Here is a 20,288-nt window from a genome sequence, read left to right as displayed (position 1 = left end):
ATTAACGGGATAGTATATTATGAAGGATCTAAGTAACCTTAAACAAGAATTTCAACCAAGACATATAGGTCCTGGAAAAAATGAAGTTGATCAAATGCTTAACGTAATCGGGGTAACCTCATTAGCACAATTAATTGAGGAAACCGTACCAAAAAATATTCGTTCTGCAAAACCATTGGCATTACCTGCTGCACAAACAGAATTAGAGTTTCTTACCAACTTTAAATCCATGATGGGGAAAAACAAAATATACCGTTCTTTTATAGGAATGGGATATCATGATTGTATTGTCCCACCGGTTATCCAACGAAATATTCTGGAAAACCCTGCATGGTATACCGCATATACACCATATCAGGCAGAAATAGCGCAAGGCAGACTCGAAGCTTTGATTAACTACCAAACCATGATCACAGATCTTACCGGAATGGAAATTGCCAATGCCTCTTTGCTAGATGAAGCTACTGCAGCTGCAGAAGCAATGACACTTCTTGATCGGGTAAAAAGCAGAGCAAAAAACCAGGCTAACACCTTTTTTATCGATCAAAAAACATTTCCGCATACCATAGAATTAATGATAGGTCGTGCAGAACCTGTAGGTATTAATGTAGTTGTTGGTGATATTGCAACATTAGATATTGCAGACCCGGACCTTTTTGGGATTTTTATACAATACCCAAATAGTGATGGAGCGATTACAGACCCAATATCCTATATCGCTAAAGCACAAAAGCAGGATGTAAAAGTTGCTGTAGCTTGCGATTTAATGGCTCTAACACATATCACCCCTCCTGGTGAGATGGGGGCAGATGTGGTAGTAGGTACTTCGCAAAGATTTGGAGTCCCGCTAGGATATGGAGGACCACATGCAGCTTATTTTGCTACCAAAGAAGAATATAAACGTCATATTCCTGGTAGAATAATAGGAGTAACCGAAGATAGTCATGGCCGTCCTGCATATAGAATGGCATTACAAACCAGAGAACAGCATATTAAAAGAGAAAAAGCAACCTCTAATATCTGTACAGCACAAGTACTGCTGGCGGTAATGGCAGGAATGTATGCTGTATACCACGGAAAAGATGGTGTCACACAAATAGCAAACAAAATTCATTTATCTGCTTCCAAACTGCATCAGGAATTAGAAAAACTGGGGTATACACAAACCAATACACACTTTTATGATACTTTAAAGATTGAAGTAGAAGACAAAGATAGTATTGAAAGACTAGCTCTGGATAAAGAAATCAACTTTAGATATTTTGAAGACAACCATATAGGAATATCATTGCATGAAAAAACCAGCATAAAAGATCTGGAGGATATTATCGAAATCTTTGCATTAGCAAAAGGAAAAACTATAAAAATAGAAGATTGGAAAGTAGAAAGCACTGCTATCCCGGCTTTATTACAAAGAAAATCTTCTTATTTAGAACACCCTGTATTTAACTCATATCAGGCAGAGCATGAAATGCTTAGGTATCTGAAGAGACTAGAAAACAAAGATCTTTCATTAGTACACTCTATGATTGCTTTGGGATCTTGTACCATGAAGTTAAACGCAACTACCGAAATGATGCCTTTATCCTGGGGGGAGCTTGCTAATATCCATCCTTTTGTTCCTGTAAATCAAGCAAAAGGATACCACCAAATGTTTGAGCACCTGGCAGCATGGCTTGCCGAAATAACAGGTTTATATACTACCTCGTTACAACCAAACAGTGGCGCACAAGGTGAACTTGCCGGATTAATGGTTATAAAAGCATACTTTGCAAACAAAAACCAGAAACACAGAAACGTAACTCTTATACCAGCCTCTGCACATGGTACCAACCCCGCAACTGCAGCTATGGCAGGGCAAAATGTAGTGATTGTATCTTGTAGAGAAAATGGAGATATAAATATGGAGGATTTACGAGCTAAAGCCGAAAAATATAAAGATAATTTAATGGCTTTAATGGTTACCTACCCTTCTACTCATGGTGTTTTTGAAGAAAACATCCAAGAAGCCTGCAAGATTATACATGATAATGGAGGAAAAGTATATTTGGACGGAGCAAATCTAAATGCTCAGGTAGGATTAACCAGTCCGGGAATTATTGGTGCAGATGTATGTCACCTTAATCTTCATAAAACTTTTTGTATTCCGCATGGCGGTGGTGGCCCTGGTATGGGACCTATTGCTGTTAGCAAAGAACTTGCCCCTTTTATCCCCGGTAATGCCGTAGTAAAAAATGCCGGAGGAGAAAAAGCAATCGCAGCAATCTCTGCAGCTCCCTGGGGTAGTGCAAGTATACTATCTATATCCTATGCATATATAGCATTAATGGGAGGCGAAGGATTAACCGCCGCAACAGAAATGGCAATCCTTAATGCTAATTATATAAAAGAAAAATTAGCAAACCATTACCCTATTTTGTTTACCGGAGAAAACGGACGCAATGCGCACGAACTTATTATTGATTGCAGAGCATTTAAAGAAGAAGATATAACCGTAACCGATATTGCTAAAAGACTTATGGATTATGGTTTTCATGCACCAACAGTTTCTTTTCCGGTTGCAGGAACTATCATGATAGAACCTACAGAAAGTGAAACTATAGAAGAACTGGATCGTTTTATTAACGCCATGATAAGTATTAGAAATGAAATACGTGAAATAGAAAACGGAACAGCTTCAAGAGAGCATAATGTTTTAAAAAATGCACCACATACTCTGGATTTTATTGCTAAAGAAGTATGGGATATGCCATATTCCAGAACCAAAGCAGCTTTTCCTTTGCCCTATATCAAAAACAATAAATTTTGGCCTAGTGTAGGGCGTGTAAATGATGCGTATGGGGATAGAAACCTAATGTGCAGCTGCCTGCCACTATCTGCCTTTGAAGAAGAGATAAAAAACCCGGAAATAACGATAAACTAAATCATGGATACAGAATTAATTAGTATAGCTCTCGAAGCTAAACATAAAGAATTAGGGGCAAAAATGGTTCCTTTTGCAGGATATTTGATGCCCCTGCAATATACATCGGTTGTACAAGAACATAAAACCGTGCGGGAGGGCGTTGGTATTTTTGATGTATCCCACATGGGGGAATTTATCTTAAAAGGTCCAAAAGCATTAGATCTGATTCAAAAAATAAGTAGCAACGACGCTGCCAAACTAAATATTGGGAGTGCACAATATTCTTGCATGCCTAATGAAAAAGGTGGTGTAGTAGATGATCTTATTATCTATAAATTAGAAGAAGAAGAATATCTTTTGGTAGTTAATGCTTCTAATATAGAAAAAGATTGGAACTGGATACAAAGTCATAATACCGAAAATGTAGAAATGACTGACCGCTCTAATGACATCTCTCTTTTTGCCGTTCAAGGACCGTTGGCAACTAAAGTATTACAACAACTTACTAAGGTAGCTCTTGCAGACATACCATATTATACTTTTGTTATTGGCGAAATTGCAGGAATACAAAATGTAATCATTTCTGCTACAGGATATACTGGTGCAGGAGGATTTGAGCTTTATGTACCTAATACTGGCGCAGAAAAGCTTTGGGATGCTATTTTAGATGCAGGAAAAGAAGATAATATTCAACCAATAGGGCTTGGAGCAAGAGATACATTACGATTAGAAATGGGATTTTGCCTGTACGGAAATGATATCGATGACACCACTTCGCCATTAGAAGCAGGACTGGGATGGATCACAAAATTTACAAAACCATTTATTAACTCTGAAGCTTTACAACAACAAAAGGAAGAAGGAATTACCCGCAGATTGGTTGGTTTTGAAATGATAGAAAAAGGTATTCCCAGAGCCGGATACAAAATCTATGACGAAAAGGATAACCTTATCGGAAACGTAACTTCCGGAAGTCAATCCCCTATGCTCGAAAAAGGAATAGGGCTTGGTTATGTAACCGTTTCCCATACAAAAGCAGATAGTCCTGTTTTTATTGAAATCAGAAACAAACGAGTTGAAGCAATCGTAAAAAAACTACCATTTATCAAAAAGTAAATCATGAATATACCACAAGAATTAAAATATAGTAAAGATCACGAATGGATCAGAATTGAAGGAAATATAGCATATATAGGAATTACCGACTTTGCGCAGGGCGAACTGGGAGATATCGTTTATGTAGAAATGGAATCTCTGGATGAAGAACTTAGTGAAGGGGAAGTAATGGGATCTATCGAAGCCGTTAAAACAGTATCGGATATCTTTATGCCCGTTTCTGGAACCGTTATTGAAATTAACGATAAATTAGAATCTGAACCAGAAACTGTTAATTCTGATCCTTATAACGAAGGATGGTTGGCTAAAATAGAAATCTCTAACCCAGATGAGATCAGCTCTTTATTAGATGCTAATGAATATAAAAAATTAATTGGCGAAGAATAGCAACAAATCATTTTGAATAACTAAACAACTGTAGTATATCATTTTTGAAGAATGCATATTTTAATTTAAAAAAAAAGGTTTTTTAGCGATAATTATATCATTACACCGAGAAATTATCAAAATATCAAACTGTTTTGTTCAAAATAGAGCGAAGTATCTTGTATCTTAGAGACTCTTTATAAAATTTAACTTAAAAAAATTCAAAAAAATGGCAATTATTAAAGTTATTGAAGTATTAGCAAATTCTGAAAAAAGTTGGGAAGATGCTACCAAAAATGCAGTTAAACAAGCTAGCAAGTCTGTAAAAAATATTAAATCTGCATATATAGTGGATCAAAGTGTAGTCGTTAGAGAGGATGAAGTAACAGAGTTTAGGGTAAACTTAAAAATCTCTTTCGAAGTAAAATAAAAAAATTATAGTTTCTTTACCAAAAGCATCCTGCATTATTCAGGATGCTTTTTATATTTTTAGGCATTACTAAAAAATGATCTTCTGTGAAATACTTATATATTATAGTTTTAATACTTCTTTTCACTGCTTGTACCAGCCCAAATAAATCTTCTATGGAACAACATGCCTATACAAACGATTTAATTCATGAAACAAGCCCGTATCTCTTACAACATGCTCACAATCCTGTTAACTGGAAACCATGGAATGAAAAAACGCTAAAACAAGCCAAAGAAGAAAACAAACTTATTATTGTAAGTATAGGGTATGCAGCCTGCCATTGGTGCCATGTTATGGAACATGAAAGTTTTGAAGACACCTTGGTTGCTAAAACAATGAACACCAGTTACATAAATATAAAAGTAGACCGTGAAGAGCGACCAGACGTAGATCAGGTATATATGAATGCTGTTCAATTAATGACTGGTAGTGGCGGCTGGCCTCTTAATATGATTACACTACCAGATGGAAGACCTGTTTGGGGAGGTACTTATTTTAAGAAAGGAGATTGGATAGAGGCATTAAAACAAATGGCAAGCTTACATGAAAAACAACCAGAAAAATTAATAGAATACGCAACAAAACTAGAACAAGGAATTAAAGAGGCAGAGCTTGTTGAAGTAAATACAAACGCAATAAACTTTAATCCAGATGTTATTGCTGCTTCTGTAAAAGAGTGGAGCAAAAATTTTGACCATAAAGAAGGGGGTACAAAACGAGTTCCTAAATTCATGATGCCCAATAATTATCAGTTTTTACTTCGCTATGGTTATCAGACAAAAAATGAAGAAATATTACAATTTGTAAAAAACACTTTAACCAAAATATCTTACGGAGGGGTATATGACCATGCAGGAGGAGGTTTTTCGAGATATTCAACAGACGAAAAATGGCATGTCCCCCACTTTGAAAAAATGTTGTACGACAATGCACAACTGGTAAGTTTGTATTCTGATGCTTTTTTACTTACCAAAGACCCTTGGTTTAAGGATGTGGTTTATGAAACACTAGAGTTTGTATCCAGGGAGCTTACCAATCCCGAAGGTGTTTTTTATTCATCTCTGGATGCCGATAGTAAAAATATAACAGGAGAATTAGAAGAAGGTGCCTTTTATGTCTGGAAAAAAGAAGAGTTAAAAAAATTACTGAATGAAGATTATACTCTTTTCTCTGAATATTATAACATAAACCCCTATGGGTTTTGGGAAAAAGACAACTATGTCCTAATTAAAAAAGAGAGCGACCAAAAGTTTGCCGAAAAACATAAGATAGATCCAAAAAAATTACATCAAAAAACAGACCTCTGGAAAGGTATTTTACATAAAGAAAGAGAGAACCGCCCCAGACCCGGATTAGATGATAAAACCCTGACTTCCTGGAATGCGTTAATGCTAAAAGGTTATTTGGATGCGTATAGAGTATTTGGAGAGCAAAAATTTTTGGACGCTGCCTTAAAAAATGCAAACTTTATTAAAAATACTCAACTAAAAAAGGACTTTTCGTTATTTCATAATTATAAAAATGGCAAAAGTACCATTAATGGATATCTGGAAGATTATGCTATTGTTACTGAAGCATTTATAACATTATACCAAAATACTTTTGATCCGGAATGGTTAGAGATATCCAAGCAACTTACAGAATATACACTGGCACATTTTTTTAATGTCGACAAAAATATATTTTACTTTACCTCAGACCAGGATCCGGAACTTATTACAAGAACAATAGAATATAGTGATAATGTGATTCCCGCATCAAATTCAATTATGGCTAAAAACTTGTTTTTACTATCTCATTATTTCGATAAGTCCAATTATAAGGAGATCAGTGAAAAAATGTTACATAATATCCAACCACAAATCAACTCTTATGCCTCTGGATACTCTAACTGGTTAGATCTTATGCTTAATTTTTCTTTTGATTATTATGAATTGGCAATTACCGGGGAAGATGCTAAAATAAAACTCAAAGATATCAATAAAACTTATATACCCAATAAACTGGTTGCAGGAGACATTACAGAATCTGAAAGTGCATTATTAAAAAATAGGTTTGTAGAAGGTAAAACTTTAATATACCTGTGTATAAATAATGCCTGTAAATATCCTGTTGAATATGCCAGTGAAATCATTCAATTATTAGATAATTAATAATTACTAGTAAAAATACTTATACTATATTGATTATTTGCTGTTTAATATTATTAAAACCATAACGATAGTAATCTAAATCCTACAGAATATTACGGTTTTTCCATAAATATACTATATGGTTTATTTATTAAAATTAACTTTTTGTTAATAAAAATTTATCAAATTGTTTAAATTAGTTAATAATTCGTAAAAATATATTTAAAAAGATATGAAAATTGCCTGGTCTGAGATAATTCCTTAAATTCAGAATACCTAAATCTGAATACTATGAGAAAAATACTACTTTTTTTATGCTTAGCATTATCGTCAACAATTTTTGCACAACTACCCAGAGATTTATTAAATACTACCCAAAAGGATTACACCTTTGAAGATTATGATGGTAGTATATATATGACCAGTAGCTACAAAGATGCCAATGTTATACACGAAAAATCCACTACATTTGATGCAAAACTTAGATATAACATCCATGCAGATGCTTTAGAATATGATTCTGGTTCTCAATTATACGAACTTGTTAAAAAACCAACTATCCATGCCAGAATCGATGGAGATTATTTTTATTATTGCGACTTTGAAGGTCAAAGAGGAGTAGATCGAAGTGGTTATTATATTTTGGTAGAATTGACAGACACTTATAGTATATATAAAAAATTATCATTAAAAATAAAAGAGCCCAGAAGTGGTGTAGGTGTGGGTGCTCCTACCGAGCCGGGAGCAGTTAGAATGATTACAACTTATTACTTGGAAGAAGCTGGGGTAATTATGGAGTTACCTATGAACAAAAACGATATGCTTGCCACGTTTAATGATAAAGAAAATGAGCTAAAAGAATATATAAAAAAGGAAAAGATTCGTTTACGAAAAGAAGAGGATTTAATTCGGTTAGTAGCCCGGTATAATGCATTAAAAAGCTCTGGTTCACCTTCTTCTCAAAGCCTATTAACTAATAGAGTTGACAGAAATTAAGATTTGGAATAATTACTTATATTCAAAAACTGCTATCTTTTACAGATGGCAGTTTTTTTTTAAAGTTCTTAAATGTTTTATACCATTTTAACTTTGAAATAGTATTATATCAATTATACTTAACTACCTTAACCTGCTACAAAATCTTTTAAATAATAAGGCTCAAAGTAACTAACATCTTCGAAGTCCTTTTTTAAAAATTTAGAACAACTTAATTCTGCCATTTCGTTTGCTGATGGTAATTTACCTTGTATAAAAACTGCATTTTTTTCGGGGCAAATCCCCAAAAATTTTTCTACCCCATTACCAATAAAATATACTTTACCTTTATTCAAATATTCCTTAAATGAGGAATCTGTAAGGATTTCTGCTTTTGTTTCTCGTATTTCTTTGTAAGAATCGGAAAAAACAGCAGAATAAACTTCCATTCTCCTTGCATCAATCATAGAAACAATATAGCTGTCTTTTACCTTAGGTACTTGTAGTGCCAGGGATTGCAGAGTTGGCACTGATATCAATGGAATGTCTAATGCAAAACATAAGCCTTTTGCCGCAGAAACCCCAATTCTTAATCCTGTATAGGATCCGGGTCCCTTGCTAATGGAAACAGCCGAAAGGTCTTTTAAAGATAATCCCTCATCTTTAACTACATCATTAATAAATGTATGTAATCGTTCTGCATGTGAATAATTGCTATCATAATCCTCTTTTAGCCTGATTACTTTTGCGTCTTTTACTAAAGCTACAGAGCAATTGGTTGTTGAAGTTTCTATACAGAGAATATATGCCATTATTAAAATTTTGGCAAAGATAATCTAATTATGTCTATTTTTTAGATTTCGCCTCTGTTTCAGAAATTACTTTATCTCCATTTTTTAGTATTTTGGTAACTACATTATATGGTCCGGTTATTACCTCATCTCCTACTTGCAAACCACTTGTTACCTCAATATTACTATCATCCTGGATTGCGGTTTTTATCACTCTTAATTTTGCTGTTTCCCCATCTTTAACAAATACACATTCAAACTTTTTATCTGTATCTTTTATTATTGGATCTTTAGATAACTGCTCTTTAACATTAGAAGTATCATTTTTAACAACAATGGAGCTTATGGGAACACCTATAACATTTTGCCTTTTATCTGTTATAATATCTACCGTAGCTGTCATTCCTGGTCGAAATGGAGAATAATTATCTGGCTTGTCTTCTGTTAAATCTGCATAAGATTCTTCCAAAATCCTAACTTTAACTTTAAAATTAGTCACTTGGTCTGCGCTTGTAGTGCTTTCTGCAGAGTTTGCTATTTCTGTAACTATTCCTTTAAATTTCTTTTTTAAATATGCATCTACTTCTACAATAGTTGAATCGGCAATAGAAATTTTAACAATATCATTTTCATTTACATCTACCACCACTTCCATATTATTAAGGTTTGCTACTCTTATAATTTCAGTTCCTGCCATTTGCTGGGTACCTACTACTCTTTCTCCTAATTCTACAGACAGTTTAGAAATAGTGCCTGTCATAGGAGCATAAATAGAGGTTCTGTTTAAATTATCTTTAGCTTCATTTACGGTTGCCTGGGCACTTCTAACATTATAATATGCAGATTGTTTGGCTGCTTCTGCACCTTCATAAGCAGAGATTGCTTTATCCCATTCTGCCTTAGAGATTACACCTTTGTCAAATAATCCTTTGTTGCGTTCATAATTCAATTTAGACTCTTTCAGGGTTGCTTCTGCTTGTCTGAGTCCTGCTCTTACGTTTTCTAAAGTTGCCTGAGACCTGGTTAATCCGGATTGAATAATATCCGGGTTAATACGTACTAAAAGAGCTCCTTTTTGAACTTGTTGCCCTTCTTTAACAGGTAGATCAATAATTTCTCCGGATACTTCTGAAGAAAGTTTGACTTCTACTTCTGGTTGGATTTTACCTGTAGCAGAAACTTTTTCTATAATATCGATTTTTTCAATTTTAGTAACCGATACTTCTTTAAAATTTCCGGTTTTACCAAACCATCCTGCTTTTTTTCCGTAAACAAGTAGCACGATCAAAACAACAATTATACTTAAAACAATGAGTAATTTCTTTTTATTCATGATATTGTTTATCGTTATTTATAATGATGAAAAAATAATTTGCATATAGGTTAAAACAAAACCCAATTATCTTATAATTTGATATCTGCTATCTTTATTCCAAAATAAAGTTCCAGTACTTTTAATTTAAAAATATAGTCAAATTTGTTTTGTACCACCTGGCTTTGAGCTTCTTCTAATTTAAACTTTGACTGGCTAAAATCAAATGCATTGGTCAACCCTACGTCATATCTGTCTTTTGCATATTCATAAGCTCTTTCTCTTGCTTTTACAGAAACCTGAGCTGCCTCGTATGCCTCTGCCGCTCCTTTTGCATCAAGATATGCCTGATATACATTACTATCCAAATCCAATTGTGTTTTTTCTAACTGAAACTCTGTGCGTTTTATATTAATTTTACTTCTTTTTACAGCATTTCTGGTTGAAAAACCATTAAAAATGGGGATTGTCAAACTAAATCCATAGTTAAGCCCATAATTATCTGATAGCTGGTCAAAAAATGGAACTGGTTTTCCCAATATGGTTTCATTAGAACTATTGACACCTATAATTCTGTCTGCTCCTGTCTCAAAAGTACTTACGCCAAAAGATGCATTTAATGTAGGGTAATAAGCTCCTCTGGCAATGCTTAATTCTTTTTCTGCAATCAATCTATTTTGTTCGGCGATTTGCACTTCGTATCTCGATTCCCTTGCTTGTGCTATAACCTGATCTATTGGTTTTTCCATTATTTCGGCATCCGGAACTATATATTCTTGTTCTGCTATATCAAAACTCTCATAGTCTTTAATAAGTAGGGTTTGTGCCAAACTAATCAATGCTATTTGCACTAGGTTTTCTCCTTGTACAATTCTGGTCAGCTCATCTGCAGAGGTCGCTTCAATTTCTAAAAGATCTCCTTGGGGCAATACTCCTGCTTCTACCAGATCCCGGGTTCTTTTTAATTGTTCTAAAGTAATTTCGTGTTGCTTTACTATAACTTTTAAGGATTCTTTGTTTAGCAATACTTTTAGGTAGCTATTGGCTACAAATAAAGCTATATCGTCTTTAGACTTTCCTAAACTGTATTTGCTTAATAAACTATTCAATTTTGCTCTTTCCAGTTGCCTAAAATTTCTTAATCCATCAAACAATGTTAGTCCCAAATTTACTCCATAGGAAGAACTTCTTACTGTTTGATTTTTATTAATTCCTGTTTGTGGGTCGGGTCTTAGACCAGAATTCCAGGAATTGGATGCAGATGCATTTACAGATGGCAAAAACCTCCCTAAAGCATCTACTTGATCAATACTGGCAGACTCCATATCTAATGCAGATTGTTTTATAGAAATGTTATTTTCTAAAGCATATTCTACACATTCTCGTAGTGTCCATTTTTTTTCTTGTGTTTGTGATTTTGCATCTAACACTCCAAAAAATGCTATCCATAAGGCTATGATTTTAATTTTTATCCCAAAAAAATTTAAAGCATCCGATTGTGACGAAAATTTGCTTACATCTTTTACTATTAATTTCATCTGTTTTTAGTTTATTATTTTCTGTAGTCAAATCTGTATTTCATAACCCTAATCGTTACGACTTATTTCATTACTACGTATATGTATATATTTAATTACTGTTGTTACAGTTTTTTTTTAAACTTTAGTCTTGTGCTTCTTCACTTTTTTTCTTTATGGGCTCTGTTTTATTCCAAACTTTAATATTATCTGCTTGGGTTATTCCTGAAATAACCTCTACATTAATACCATCTGAGATTCCTATTTCTATTTCTTTTTTCTCAAATTTTTGATCTCCTGTCTGTATTTCTACATAAGGCCTTTGTGTTTCTTTATCAAATTGCAAAAGCGATTCTTTTATAGCCAGAACATCATTTTTTGTATCCAAAACAATAGAAGCATTTGCACTATATCCTGCTCTTATAAAAAAAGACTTATCCAAAAACACGTCTCCTTCTATTTTAAATTGTACTGCTCCCTGTTCTTCGTTTCCTTTGGGTGCTATAAACTTTAATTTTGCATCAAATTCTTTATCTCTTATTGCCCCTAAACTTACTTTAAGAGGCATATCTATTTTTAATTTATTTACTTCGGCTTCATCTACTTTTCCTTCAAAAATCATTTTACTTAAATCTGCAATAGTTGCAATGGTGGTCCCTTCATTAAAGTTATTACTTTCAATCACCTGATCTCCTTCTTTTACGGGGATTTCCAGAATGGTTCCCGATACTGTTGCCCTTATATTAGTATTGGCGATTGAAGATCCCCCTGCAGAACCTACCCGTATAATCTGAAGATCACTTTGAGAATTAGAAAGGTCTTGTTTGGCTTGGTTATATTGCAATTCTATAGCATTAAAATCTTTACTGGATATTACTCCTTTATCAAAAAGAGCTTTATTTCTTTCGTATTCTACTTTGGAGTTATTAAGCAGGATTTGTGAATTTTTCACACGTCCTCTGGCGCTATTCAAGGATTGCTCATTTGGCACTACTTTTACTTTTGCTATCAAATCCCCGGATTTTATTGCAATTCCTTCTTTAACATAGATTTTTTCGATAATTCCCGAGATCTGAGGTTTGATTTTGACTTCATCTTCAGGAATTACTTTTCCTGTAGCTACAGTTTTTTCTTCAATAGAAGTTTTAAATGCCTTTTCTGTAGTATATACAATAGGGGACTTGCTATTTGAATCTATTAAATATTTTCCTGAAAAACCGAGTCCAGCTATTAAAAGTACTATTAGTAGGATCTTAAAAAACTTTTTCATTTGATTTCTGATTGATTTGATTATTCTATTGTTATTTTATTCTTCTCTTAAAGCTTCTATAGGTCGAACACTTACTGCTTTTTGTGCTGGTATAAGCCCTATTAAGGTACCTAACAGGACTATTGCCAATAATGCTCCTCCTGCGGCAAAGAAATCGACTGTTGGATTTAAAATAGGGATATCATTATTATCTCCCACCATAGTATGGATACCCCAAAGCAGCATGGTACCAAAAATAAACCCTAATAATCCTGCTACAAAGGTCAGTAAAATAGATTCCAACATGATTTGCCCTCTTACTTCTGCGGGTGTTGCTCCTAAGGCCCGTCTTACTCCAATCTCTCTTGTACGTTCCTTCACTGTTATTAAAAGTACATTACCTATTGCTATTACCCCTGCTATGAGTGTAGCTATACCCACTATGTATGTTATCAATCGCATTCCTGATAAAAACCCGTTTACTTTTGCTACTTCTTGACCCAAATTAAAACTTCCAAAAGCCTGCGTATCCTCCGGGTGTACATTGTGTATCTTTTTTAGAGTGTTTTTTATAATAGTTTCGGTATTTACTATGTCTTTATCTGCTTTGGCGGTAATGACCATCCATGAAATATTTTTTCCCTGATTAAATATGGTTTGAAATGTTGTAAATGGTAAAAAAATAGAATCATCGCCTTCAAATCCAGTTTGAGTTGGCTTGTATACTCCTATTACTTTAAAATAAATTCCATTTATCCTTACATAACTACCTACCGCCTTTTCATCTTTATCATAAAATTGTTTGTATATATCTTCTCCTATAACACACACTTTACGTTCATATTTAATATCTTCTTCATTGATAAACCTGCCTCCATCAAATATTTTTTTCTTGGATACTTTATCAATTGTGGGATAATCCCCAAATACCCTAAACGCTCCTGATTTTGATCCTTTTACAAACTGTCCCGGTGGTGTACCCCATTGTCCGGTAACATTGCGTGGTGCTATATACTCTATATCTTTTATTTTGGACTCCAGTTCTTTAACATCATCTAAGGTAAGTTGCATTGTTCTTCCTCTTTTAAAACCTTCATTGGGGATACTGGTTTGTTGTCCCCAAAGAAACATAGTATTGGTTGCAAAGTCATTAAACTGGCTTCTGAAACTATTGTCCAATCCTTTTGCCATTCCTAAAAGAAAAACAAATAAAAAGACTCCCCATGTTACTCCTATAACTGTTATTACAGTCCTGATTTTATTTTTACGGATAGCTCCATAAATTTCTTGCCAGGTATCTCTTTCAAATATAAATTTCATTTTGTTTATATTTCAGGTATTAATTATTCATCCCGTAATGCTATTATGGGCTTTATTTTTGCTGCTCTTCTAGCGGGAATATATCCTGCCAAAAGACCAAAAAATATTAATATCATTGTTGCTATTATAATAACATTGGTATCTACTTTGGGGTTTAAAATAAAAAAATCCTTTAGGCTATTACCAATAATCTTAAGTGTTAAAATACCTATTAGCAATCCTACATATCCTGCAATAGAGGTTATAAGTACGGATTCTTGAAGTACCATTGCTATGATTGACCTTGGTGATGCTCCTAATGCTTTTCTAATACCTAATTCTTTGGTTCTTTCTTTAACACTAAATGTCATTATATTACCAATGCCTATTACCCCGGATATTAGCGTTCCTATCCCTATCACAAATATGATTAGATATATCCCCCGAAGAATACTCATAGTTTCTTTGATATCCTCGGCAAAACTACGTACTCTAATAGCGCTTTGATCGTCTGGGGCTACTTTAAATTTTTCTTTTAAATCTTCTTCTATTTGTTTGGAAAATGCAATAGCTTGTTCTGTGCTCATTGCCATATTATAGGATATGTTTATCTGGTCCAGATAATCATTATTACCAAAAAGTAGTTGTACTGTGGTATATGACATATAAATTATACGTTCTTCATTATCTCCCCCACTATCCTGAAAAACCCCTATTATTTTATATGGTATCCCATCTACAATTAGCATTTTACCCAAAGCGTCTTCGCTTTTAAACAGGTCTTTCTCGACCAATCTGCCTATTACAATATTTTTGGTTTGTTTTTTTATATCTTCTTCATTAACATACCTCCCTTTCATCATTATTGTTTTTTCCAGATATTGATGATCGGGATGTACTGCCCTAATACTGTAATTTCCTGATTCTTTTTTATATTTTGCTAATCCATCTCTGTAAATTCTTGGAGTAGCAAATTCAACTTTGCCTTTATAATTGTCTTTTATAAACTCAAAGTCTTCGTTTTTAAATTGAATTTTTCTGTTTTCCTGAAAGCCTTTATATGCCTTTGAGGTATTCCCGCCACGAATAAATATAATATTTTGGGCATCGTCTACAAAGCTGCTTAAAAAGCTATTAAGCAATCCATTGCCCAGCCCCAAAAGAATTGTAAATATTAGTATCCCCAAAGCTACTGTAAATCCGGAAAGAAAGGTACGCAGCTTATTTTTACCTATGGCTTCAAATATTTCTCTCCACCTATCTCTATCAAACATATTGAGATGCTCTTACTTGTTTTACCGGTTTGTCTTCTACAATAACTCCATCTTTAAGATGTACAATGCGTTTACACATGTCTGCTATATCGGGCTCATGAGTTACTACCAGTATTGTTTTGCCTTCGTCATTAATGTTTTGAATAATATCCATTACCTCATAGGAGGTCTTACTATCCAAAGCGCCTGTAGGTTCGTCTGCCAATAATACTTTAGGATCTGCTGCCAGTGCCCTAGCAATTGCAACACGTTGTTTTTGTCCGCCAGAAAGTTCACTTGGTAAATGGGTTGCCCAATCTGTAAGGCCAACTTTACCAAGATAATCCATTGCTTTTTCAGTTCGTTCTTTACGGTTTTTACGTTGGTAATACAACGGCAGGGCTACGTTTTCCATGGCAGTCTTATAATTTATAAGATTAAAAGATTGAAAAACAAACCCTAAAAATTTATTACGATACTTTGCTGCTTTTGTTTCGTTTAGCCCTTTAATGGGCACATTGTCTAAAAAATAAGTTCCACTATCTGCTTCATCCAACATTCCTAAAATATTTAGCAATGTAGATTTTCCGGATCCGGAAGACCCCATAATCGCTACTAATTCTCCTTCTTTTACGCTAAAATCAATTCCTTTGAGTACATGAAGCGAATTGCTCCCCATTTTATAAGATTTATGTAAGCCCTTTATTTCAATCATAATACCAGATTAAGATGTATGAGTATAAAAATTATACTCCTATAAAATTTAGACAAACTAACAATACTTAACATTACTGGAGCAGTCTTCTGGTTTCTTACCTTGAAGACTTGTGAATTGGTTAGTGTAGTCTTGTTACATAAGACTTTCTAACCTGCATTTTTGTTACATTTTTTCTTGTTAGGAAAATGTTAAAAAATCATTATCCGCAAAACTATTGTTCTTCAGATGATTTTGATTTTTTTTTATTACGGTAAACAAAGTATCCAACGGTTCCTATTAAAACATAAGGAACAATCATTAGATACACGATGCCATTATTGATTCCCTTTGCAGTTTCTTGCCCTTCTTCGCTTTCTAAAACAGCTCTACACATGGCACATTGGGCATCTACAGAGGTAGAAAAAAACAATAATAGGATTACGGCGTATAAAAATTTGGTTTTCATAAACACACTTATAAGATTATATCTTGCATCTTACACATAATACGGAGATATCATAAGGTAAACAATTACTCCTGTTATGGCAACGTACAGCCAAACAGGAAATGTTATTCTGGCTATTTTTTTATGTTTATCAAATCTTTTTGACAAAGCTTTAACATAGGTAACCAAAACAAAAGGAATAACGGCTATGGAGAGAACGATATGGGTAATTAAAATAAAATAGTATATGTATTGTATTGCTCCTTTTCCTCCAAACCTGGTAGAATCACTTGTTGTATGATAGGCTATATACATTACTAAAAATAACACTGAACATACTATGGCTGTTTTCATCAGTTTTTCATGCAGCCCAACTTTTTTATTTTTAATTGCCCATAAGGCGGCTAATAAAATCACTGCTGTTAATCCATTTATAGTAGCGTAGATTGGCGGTAAAAAAGTAAGTGGTTTTACGTCAAAACCTAATTTTCTTAAATTAACCCCAAATAACGCTGCTACCACAAGTGGAATAAATACAGACAAAATTAGTATCCACTTATTATATTTTTTTTCTACTTCTGATTGACTACTACTCATTTTTGTCCAATAATTTTTTTATATCTTCTAACAATATGGTTATTTGTTCTTCTTCTCCATTTTCATCTACTTTTTCTTCTACTCCAATTGTTCCTCTGTAATAAATAATTGGGTTTCCTGAAGCGTCGTATCTGGATCTTATATATCCTTCTTGATCGATCAAAGCAAAATATCCATTATGCTCAAATCCTCCGGCAACTTCGGGGTTTTCTGCGGCATAAATATTAAATCCGGCATTGGCAAGTTGGTATATATCCTCTCTGTCTCCTGTTAAAAAATGCCAATCAGGATCTGTTACTTTATAATTTTCGGCATATTTTTTAAGTCTTGTTGGGGTGTCAAATTTAGGATTGATTGTAAATGAAGCTACTCCAAAGTTTGGGTAATCCTTATGTAGTTCATTTTGTAAATACACCAAATTTTCACTCATTTTTGGGCATATAGTGGGGCAACTGGTAAAGAAAAACTCTGCTACATATACTTTGCCTTTATAGTCATGATTGGTTATTAGTATACTATCCTGATTTAAAAATGCAAATTCAGGAACTTTTTTCAAAGCTCCGTTAAGCTTTATATAGCTAAGTTTTTTGTTAGCCACAGGATTATTTGCACTCATTCTATCATTTTTAACAACAGAACTATTTTTTATTCTATTTACAATTCTTGGAATAAAAATTATACCAAAAATTAAAATTATAAAGGATATACCTACGTATGAATATTTTTTCATAATCAATTTTCTTTACGATCTGCCTTATATTTTTTTAACGCCAAACGATATTCTGCCAGAATTACTTTTACATCGTCATCCATTACATTTGTAAGATCTGCAACAGAACTTGCATCATACCCATAAACTTTTACTTCGTTATCTTTTAAAGTACCGTCTCTACCTCTTAACCCTCTGTTTTTATCTATGATATAAACATATTGTGTGGCCAGATTTTGATCTAGTTGATATGGTGTTTCAAGGCTGTTAAATAATGTTTTTATTGTTTCTGGCGTACCAAAAATAAATTTCCACTCAGAAACATCGGTTATATTATCCAACTCATCCAATAGCTGTTTTGCTGCTTTTTCACTTCCGTATGGCAGCACCATAACAAATTGAAAGTCCTGAAAGCCATGATTTTTTTTATAGATCTTTTGGTTAAGGTTAAATGCATTTCCTTGTTTATGGTAAATATCTTTTCCTAAAAATCCCAGCACAGTAATTTTATCTTCAAAACTAACGGTTTCTTTTGTTAGTGGCTCAAAGTTTTCAAGACTTCCAACAGATTTTGTAAGTACAGGGAGTTTGGCAAAATTATGCACTCCGGAAGCAAAAAATAAATAGGCTACCAAAGGCAACACAAACAAGACACCTAAAACAAGAATTTTTTTCATTTGCAAGTAGCTTTATTTTTTTTGTAACAATTAGAAGTTTAACAATATATCCATCAAAACCCTGATCGATATTATATGTTTTTATAAAACCCATTTATACTTATATTCAAGTATAGATAAGGGAGTTTAAAACAGTTGTGCAAAAATAAAAAAGACGGCTTAAATAACCGTCTTTTTACAATGCTTTTAACTTATAAATACCAGACTTAGAAGTCCCAGCTTTTATATCCTCCTTTAAAAACTTCATACACATAATCTCCTTCTGTAAGAAGTATAAAGATCAAGTAACAGATTAGAAAAACTGCTGTCCAAACCACAGATCTTCTTAATCCTTTAGTTTCTCCTTCCATGTGCATAAATGCCCAGGTAATATAATATGCTTTATAAATGGTTAGAATGATAAAAATCCAGTTTAGCAATTTCATACTAATTAAAGTAGTGTCTACCAAAAATGCTGGTTTTATAATTCCCAATATTACTTCTACTATTGTAACAACAGATAATAGAATAAATACTTTCCATATTCTTGCTGTATTCGATTCGTGATGTGTTGTATCGTGTGCCATACTATTATAATACTATATTTTTATTAAACCAGGTAAAAGAATGTAAATACAAATACCCATACCAAATCTACAAAGTGCCAGTATAAACCAACCTTTTCTACCATCTCATAATTCTTTCTTCTTTCATAAGTACCAAGAATTACATTAATAAAGATGATAATATTAATAATTACTCCGGAAAACACGTGAAAACCGTGAAAACCTGTAATAAAGAAAAAGAAATTTGCAAACAATGGTGTTCCATACTCATTGTGTGTAAGGTTTGCTCCTTCTACCGTTCCTATAACAGACCCCATTCTTTTTAAAGAATATTCTCTTTTATAAATAGCTTTTTCTCCTTTGGCTTCCGGATTTACCAGTTCTTTTTCTAGCTTGGTTGCATAAGCAATATCGCTAGCTTTTTCTGATGCTTTTAGTTTTTCTATATCGGGAACTAATTCCTGGGTTCTGATTAGCAAATTTGTGTTTTTTGTAAAACCATTTGCTATTTCAGAAACGGTATATGTTGGAAGTGTACCTTCTTTTGAATACCATAACCCATTTTTACGTTCATGTTGCTCTCTTTCCTTATGGGTATCGATAATTGCAATGTCTTTTAGTCCAACTCTATGCCCTTGGGTATCTACAAATTGCAAAATTTGCCCGCCTTTGGTTTCTACCGCTCCATATTCTCCTTTAATAAAGTTTTTCCATTCCCAGGCTTGTGAACCTACGAATATTGCTCCACCAATAATAGTAAGGAACATATAAAAAATTACTTTTTTCTGTTTCATGTGATGCCCGGCATCTACTGCCAAAACCATTGTTACAGACGAGAAAATTAATATAAAAGTCATCAAAGCCACATAGTACATAGGGGCATCTACCCCATGTAAAAACGGAAAGTGATTAAACACTTGATCGGCTATTGGCCATGAATCTATAAATTTAAATCTTGAAAAACCATACGCGGCAAGAAAACCAGAGAATGTTAGCGCATCCGAAAGGATAAAAAACCACATCATCATTTTACCATAACTTACCTTGAGTGGCTTATTACCACCCCCCCAGATTTTATCTTCAGTACCTGTTTTAGTAACAGCTGTTTCCATATAAAGAATTTGGTATTGTTAAATTTTCCACAAAAATAATCAATTTTATCATTTCACCTGCTCAAATTTATTTTTTAATTGCCGCAGACGTTTTTCTTTAAAACAATCGCTTTTGTGTT

General features: G+C 33.5%; 19 protein-coding genes. 6 read left to right on the top strand and 13 right to left on the bottom strand.

Annotation, left to right across the window (positions count from 1 at the left end; translation table 11 throughout):
• The first annotated feature begins 19 nt into the window (after nucleotides 1-19).
• The 6 genes from gcvP to ACZIYX_RS04605 all read left to right on the top strand — a co-directional run bounded on the left by gcvP (nucleotide 20) and on the right by ACZIYX_RS04605 (nucleotide 7,987).
• Entirely contained in the window at nucleotides 20-2,923 is a 2,904-nt protein-coding gene (gene gcvP / locus ACZIYX_RS04630; protein WP_462681027.1) for an aminomethyl-transferring glycine dehydrogenase, read from the top strand.
• Nucleotides 2,924-2,926: 3 nt separating this feature from the next.
• Nucleotides 2,927-4,021: a glycine cleavage system aminomethyltransferase GcvT gene (gene gcvT / locus ACZIYX_RS04625; protein ID WP_462681026.1), complete on the top strand. Its 1,095-nt coding sequence runs from the start codon at nucleotides 2,927-2,929 to the stop codon at nucleotides 4,019-4,021.
• A gap of 3 nt (nucleotides 4,022-4,024) precedes the next feature.
• Nucleotides 4,025-4,408, top strand: coding sequence for a glycine cleavage system protein GcvH (gene gcvH / locus ACZIYX_RS04620; protein WP_462681025.1), 384 nt, complete (start codon nucleotides 4,025-4,027; stop codon nucleotides 4,406-4,408).
• A 208-nt stretch (nucleotides 4,409-4,616) separates the two neighbouring features.
• Complete coding sequence (locus ACZIYX_RS04615; RefSeq protein WP_027411487.1) at nucleotides 4,617-4,817, top strand: dodecin family protein; 201 nt, start codon at nucleotides 4,617-4,619, stop codon at nucleotides 4,815-4,817.
• A gap of 155 nt (nucleotides 4,818-4,972) precedes the next feature.
• Complete coding sequence (locus ACZIYX_RS04610) at nucleotides 4,973-7,012, top strand: thioredoxin domain-containing protein (protein WP_462681040.1); 2,040 nt, start codon at nucleotides 4,973-4,975, stop codon at nucleotides 7,010-7,012.
• 270 nt (nucleotides 7,013-7,282) lie between these two features.
• Nucleotides 7,283-7,987: a hypothetical protein gene (locus tag ACZIYX_RS04605; RefSeq protein ID WP_462681024.1), complete on the top strand. Its 705-nt coding sequence runs from the start codon at nucleotides 7,283-7,285 to the stop codon at nucleotides 7,985-7,987.
• A 128-nt stretch (nucleotides 7,988-8,115) separates the two neighbouring features.
• Here ACZIYX_RS04605 and tsaB read toward each other — a convergent pair whose 3' ends face one another.
• The 13 genes from tsaB to ACZIYX_RS04540 all read right to left on the bottom strand — a co-directional run bounded on the left by tsaB (nucleotide 8,116) and on the right by ACZIYX_RS04540 (nucleotide 20,169).
• On the bottom strand, nucleotides 8,116-8,778 hold the full coding sequence (tsaB, locus tag ACZIYX_RS04600) for a tRNA (adenosine(37)-N6)-threonylcarbamoyltransferase complex dimerization subunit type 1 TsaB (RefSeq protein ID WP_462681023.1): 663 nt from the start codon (nucleotides 8,776-8,778) through the stop codon (nucleotides 8,116-8,118).
• Nucleotides 8,779-8,812: 34 nt separating this feature from the next.
• Complete coding sequence (locus ACZIYX_RS04595; RefSeq protein WP_462681022.1) at nucleotides 8,813-10,090, bottom strand: efflux RND transporter periplasmic adaptor subunit; 1,278 nt, start codon at nucleotides 10,088-10,090, stop codon at nucleotides 8,813-8,815.
• A gap of 71 nt (nucleotides 10,091-10,161) precedes the next feature.
• Nucleotides 10,162-11,607 (bottom strand): TolC family protein, encoded by a 1,446-nt coding sequence (locus ACZIYX_RS04590; protein WP_462681021.1) that lies wholly within the window; start codon nucleotides 11,605-11,607, stop codon nucleotides 10,162-10,164.
• A gap of 124 nt (nucleotides 11,608-11,731) precedes the next feature.
• Nucleotides 11,732-12,856 (bottom strand): efflux RND transporter periplasmic adaptor subunit, encoded by a 1,125-nt coding sequence (locus ACZIYX_RS04585; protein WP_462681020.1) that lies wholly within the window; start codon nucleotides 12,854-12,856, stop codon nucleotides 11,732-11,734.
• Nucleotides 12,857-12,892: 36 nt separating this feature from the next.
• Entirely contained in the window at nucleotides 12,893-14,155 is a 1,263-nt protein-coding gene (locus ACZIYX_RS04580) for an ABC transporter permease (RefSeq protein WP_462681019.1), read from the bottom strand.
• Nucleotides 14,156-14,178: 23 nt separating this feature from the next.
• The gene (locus tag ACZIYX_RS04575) at nucleotides 14,179-15,408 is read right to left on the bottom strand and encodes an ABC transporter permease (protein ID WP_462681018.1); all 1,230 of its coding nucleotides are present in this window, start codon (nucleotides 15,406-15,408) and stop codon (nucleotides 14,179-14,181) included.
• A complete protein-coding gene (locus ACZIYX_RS04570; RefSeq protein WP_462681017.1) occupies nucleotides 15,401-16,102 on the bottom strand; it encodes an ABC transporter ATP-binding protein in 702 nt (233 codons plus the stop codon). The genes ACZIYX_RS04575 and ACZIYX_RS04570 overlap by 8 nt, the downstream gene beginning before the upstream one ends.
• A 214-nt stretch (nucleotides 16,103-16,316) precedes the next feature.
• Nucleotides 16,317-16,550 carry a hypothetical protein gene (locus ACZIYX_RS04565; RefSeq protein WP_462681016.1) on the bottom strand — a complete coding sequence of 78 codons (234 nt, stop codon included), beginning with the start codon at nucleotides 16,548-16,550 and terminating at the stop codon, nucleotides 16,317-16,319.
• 30 nt (nucleotides 16,551-16,580) lie between these two features.
• Nucleotides 16,581-17,126, bottom strand: a complete 546-nt coding sequence (locus ACZIYX_RS04560) for a DUF420 domain-containing protein (protein ID WP_462681015.1) — start codon at nucleotides 17,124-17,126, stop codon at nucleotides 16,581-16,583.
• Nucleotides 17,119-17,856: an SCO family protein gene (locus tag ACZIYX_RS04555; protein ID WP_462681014.1), complete on the bottom strand. Its 738-nt coding sequence runs from the start codon at nucleotides 17,854-17,856 to the stop codon at nucleotides 17,119-17,121. The genes ACZIYX_RS04560 and ACZIYX_RS04555 overlap by 8 nt, the downstream gene beginning before the upstream one ends.
• 2 nt (nucleotides 17,857-17,858) lie before the next feature.
• On the bottom strand, nucleotides 17,859-18,512 hold the full coding sequence (locus ACZIYX_RS04550) for a hypothetical protein (RefSeq protein ID WP_462681013.1): 654 nt from the start codon (nucleotides 18,510-18,512) through the stop codon (nucleotides 17,859-17,861).
• 206 nt (nucleotides 18,513-18,718) lie between these two features.
• Complete coding sequence (locus ACZIYX_RS04545; protein WP_462681012.1) at nucleotides 18,719-19,078, bottom strand: cytochrome C oxidase subunit IV family protein; 360 nt, start codon at nucleotides 19,076-19,078, stop codon at nucleotides 18,719-18,721.
• A 23-nt stretch (nucleotides 19,079-19,101) separates the two neighbouring features.
• A complete protein-coding gene (locus tag ACZIYX_RS04540) occupies nucleotides 19,102-20,169 on the bottom strand; it encodes a cytochrome c oxidase subunit 3 (RefSeq protein ID WP_462681011.1) in 1,068 nt (355 codons plus the stop codon).
• Between the last annotated feature and the right edge of the window lie 119 nt (nucleotides 20,170-20,288).

Source organism: Aquimarina sp. (genome assembly GCF_977115655.1).
Note: the sequence above shows the minus strand (reverse complement) of the source record. Positions and strands in the feature narration are given on the sequence as shown.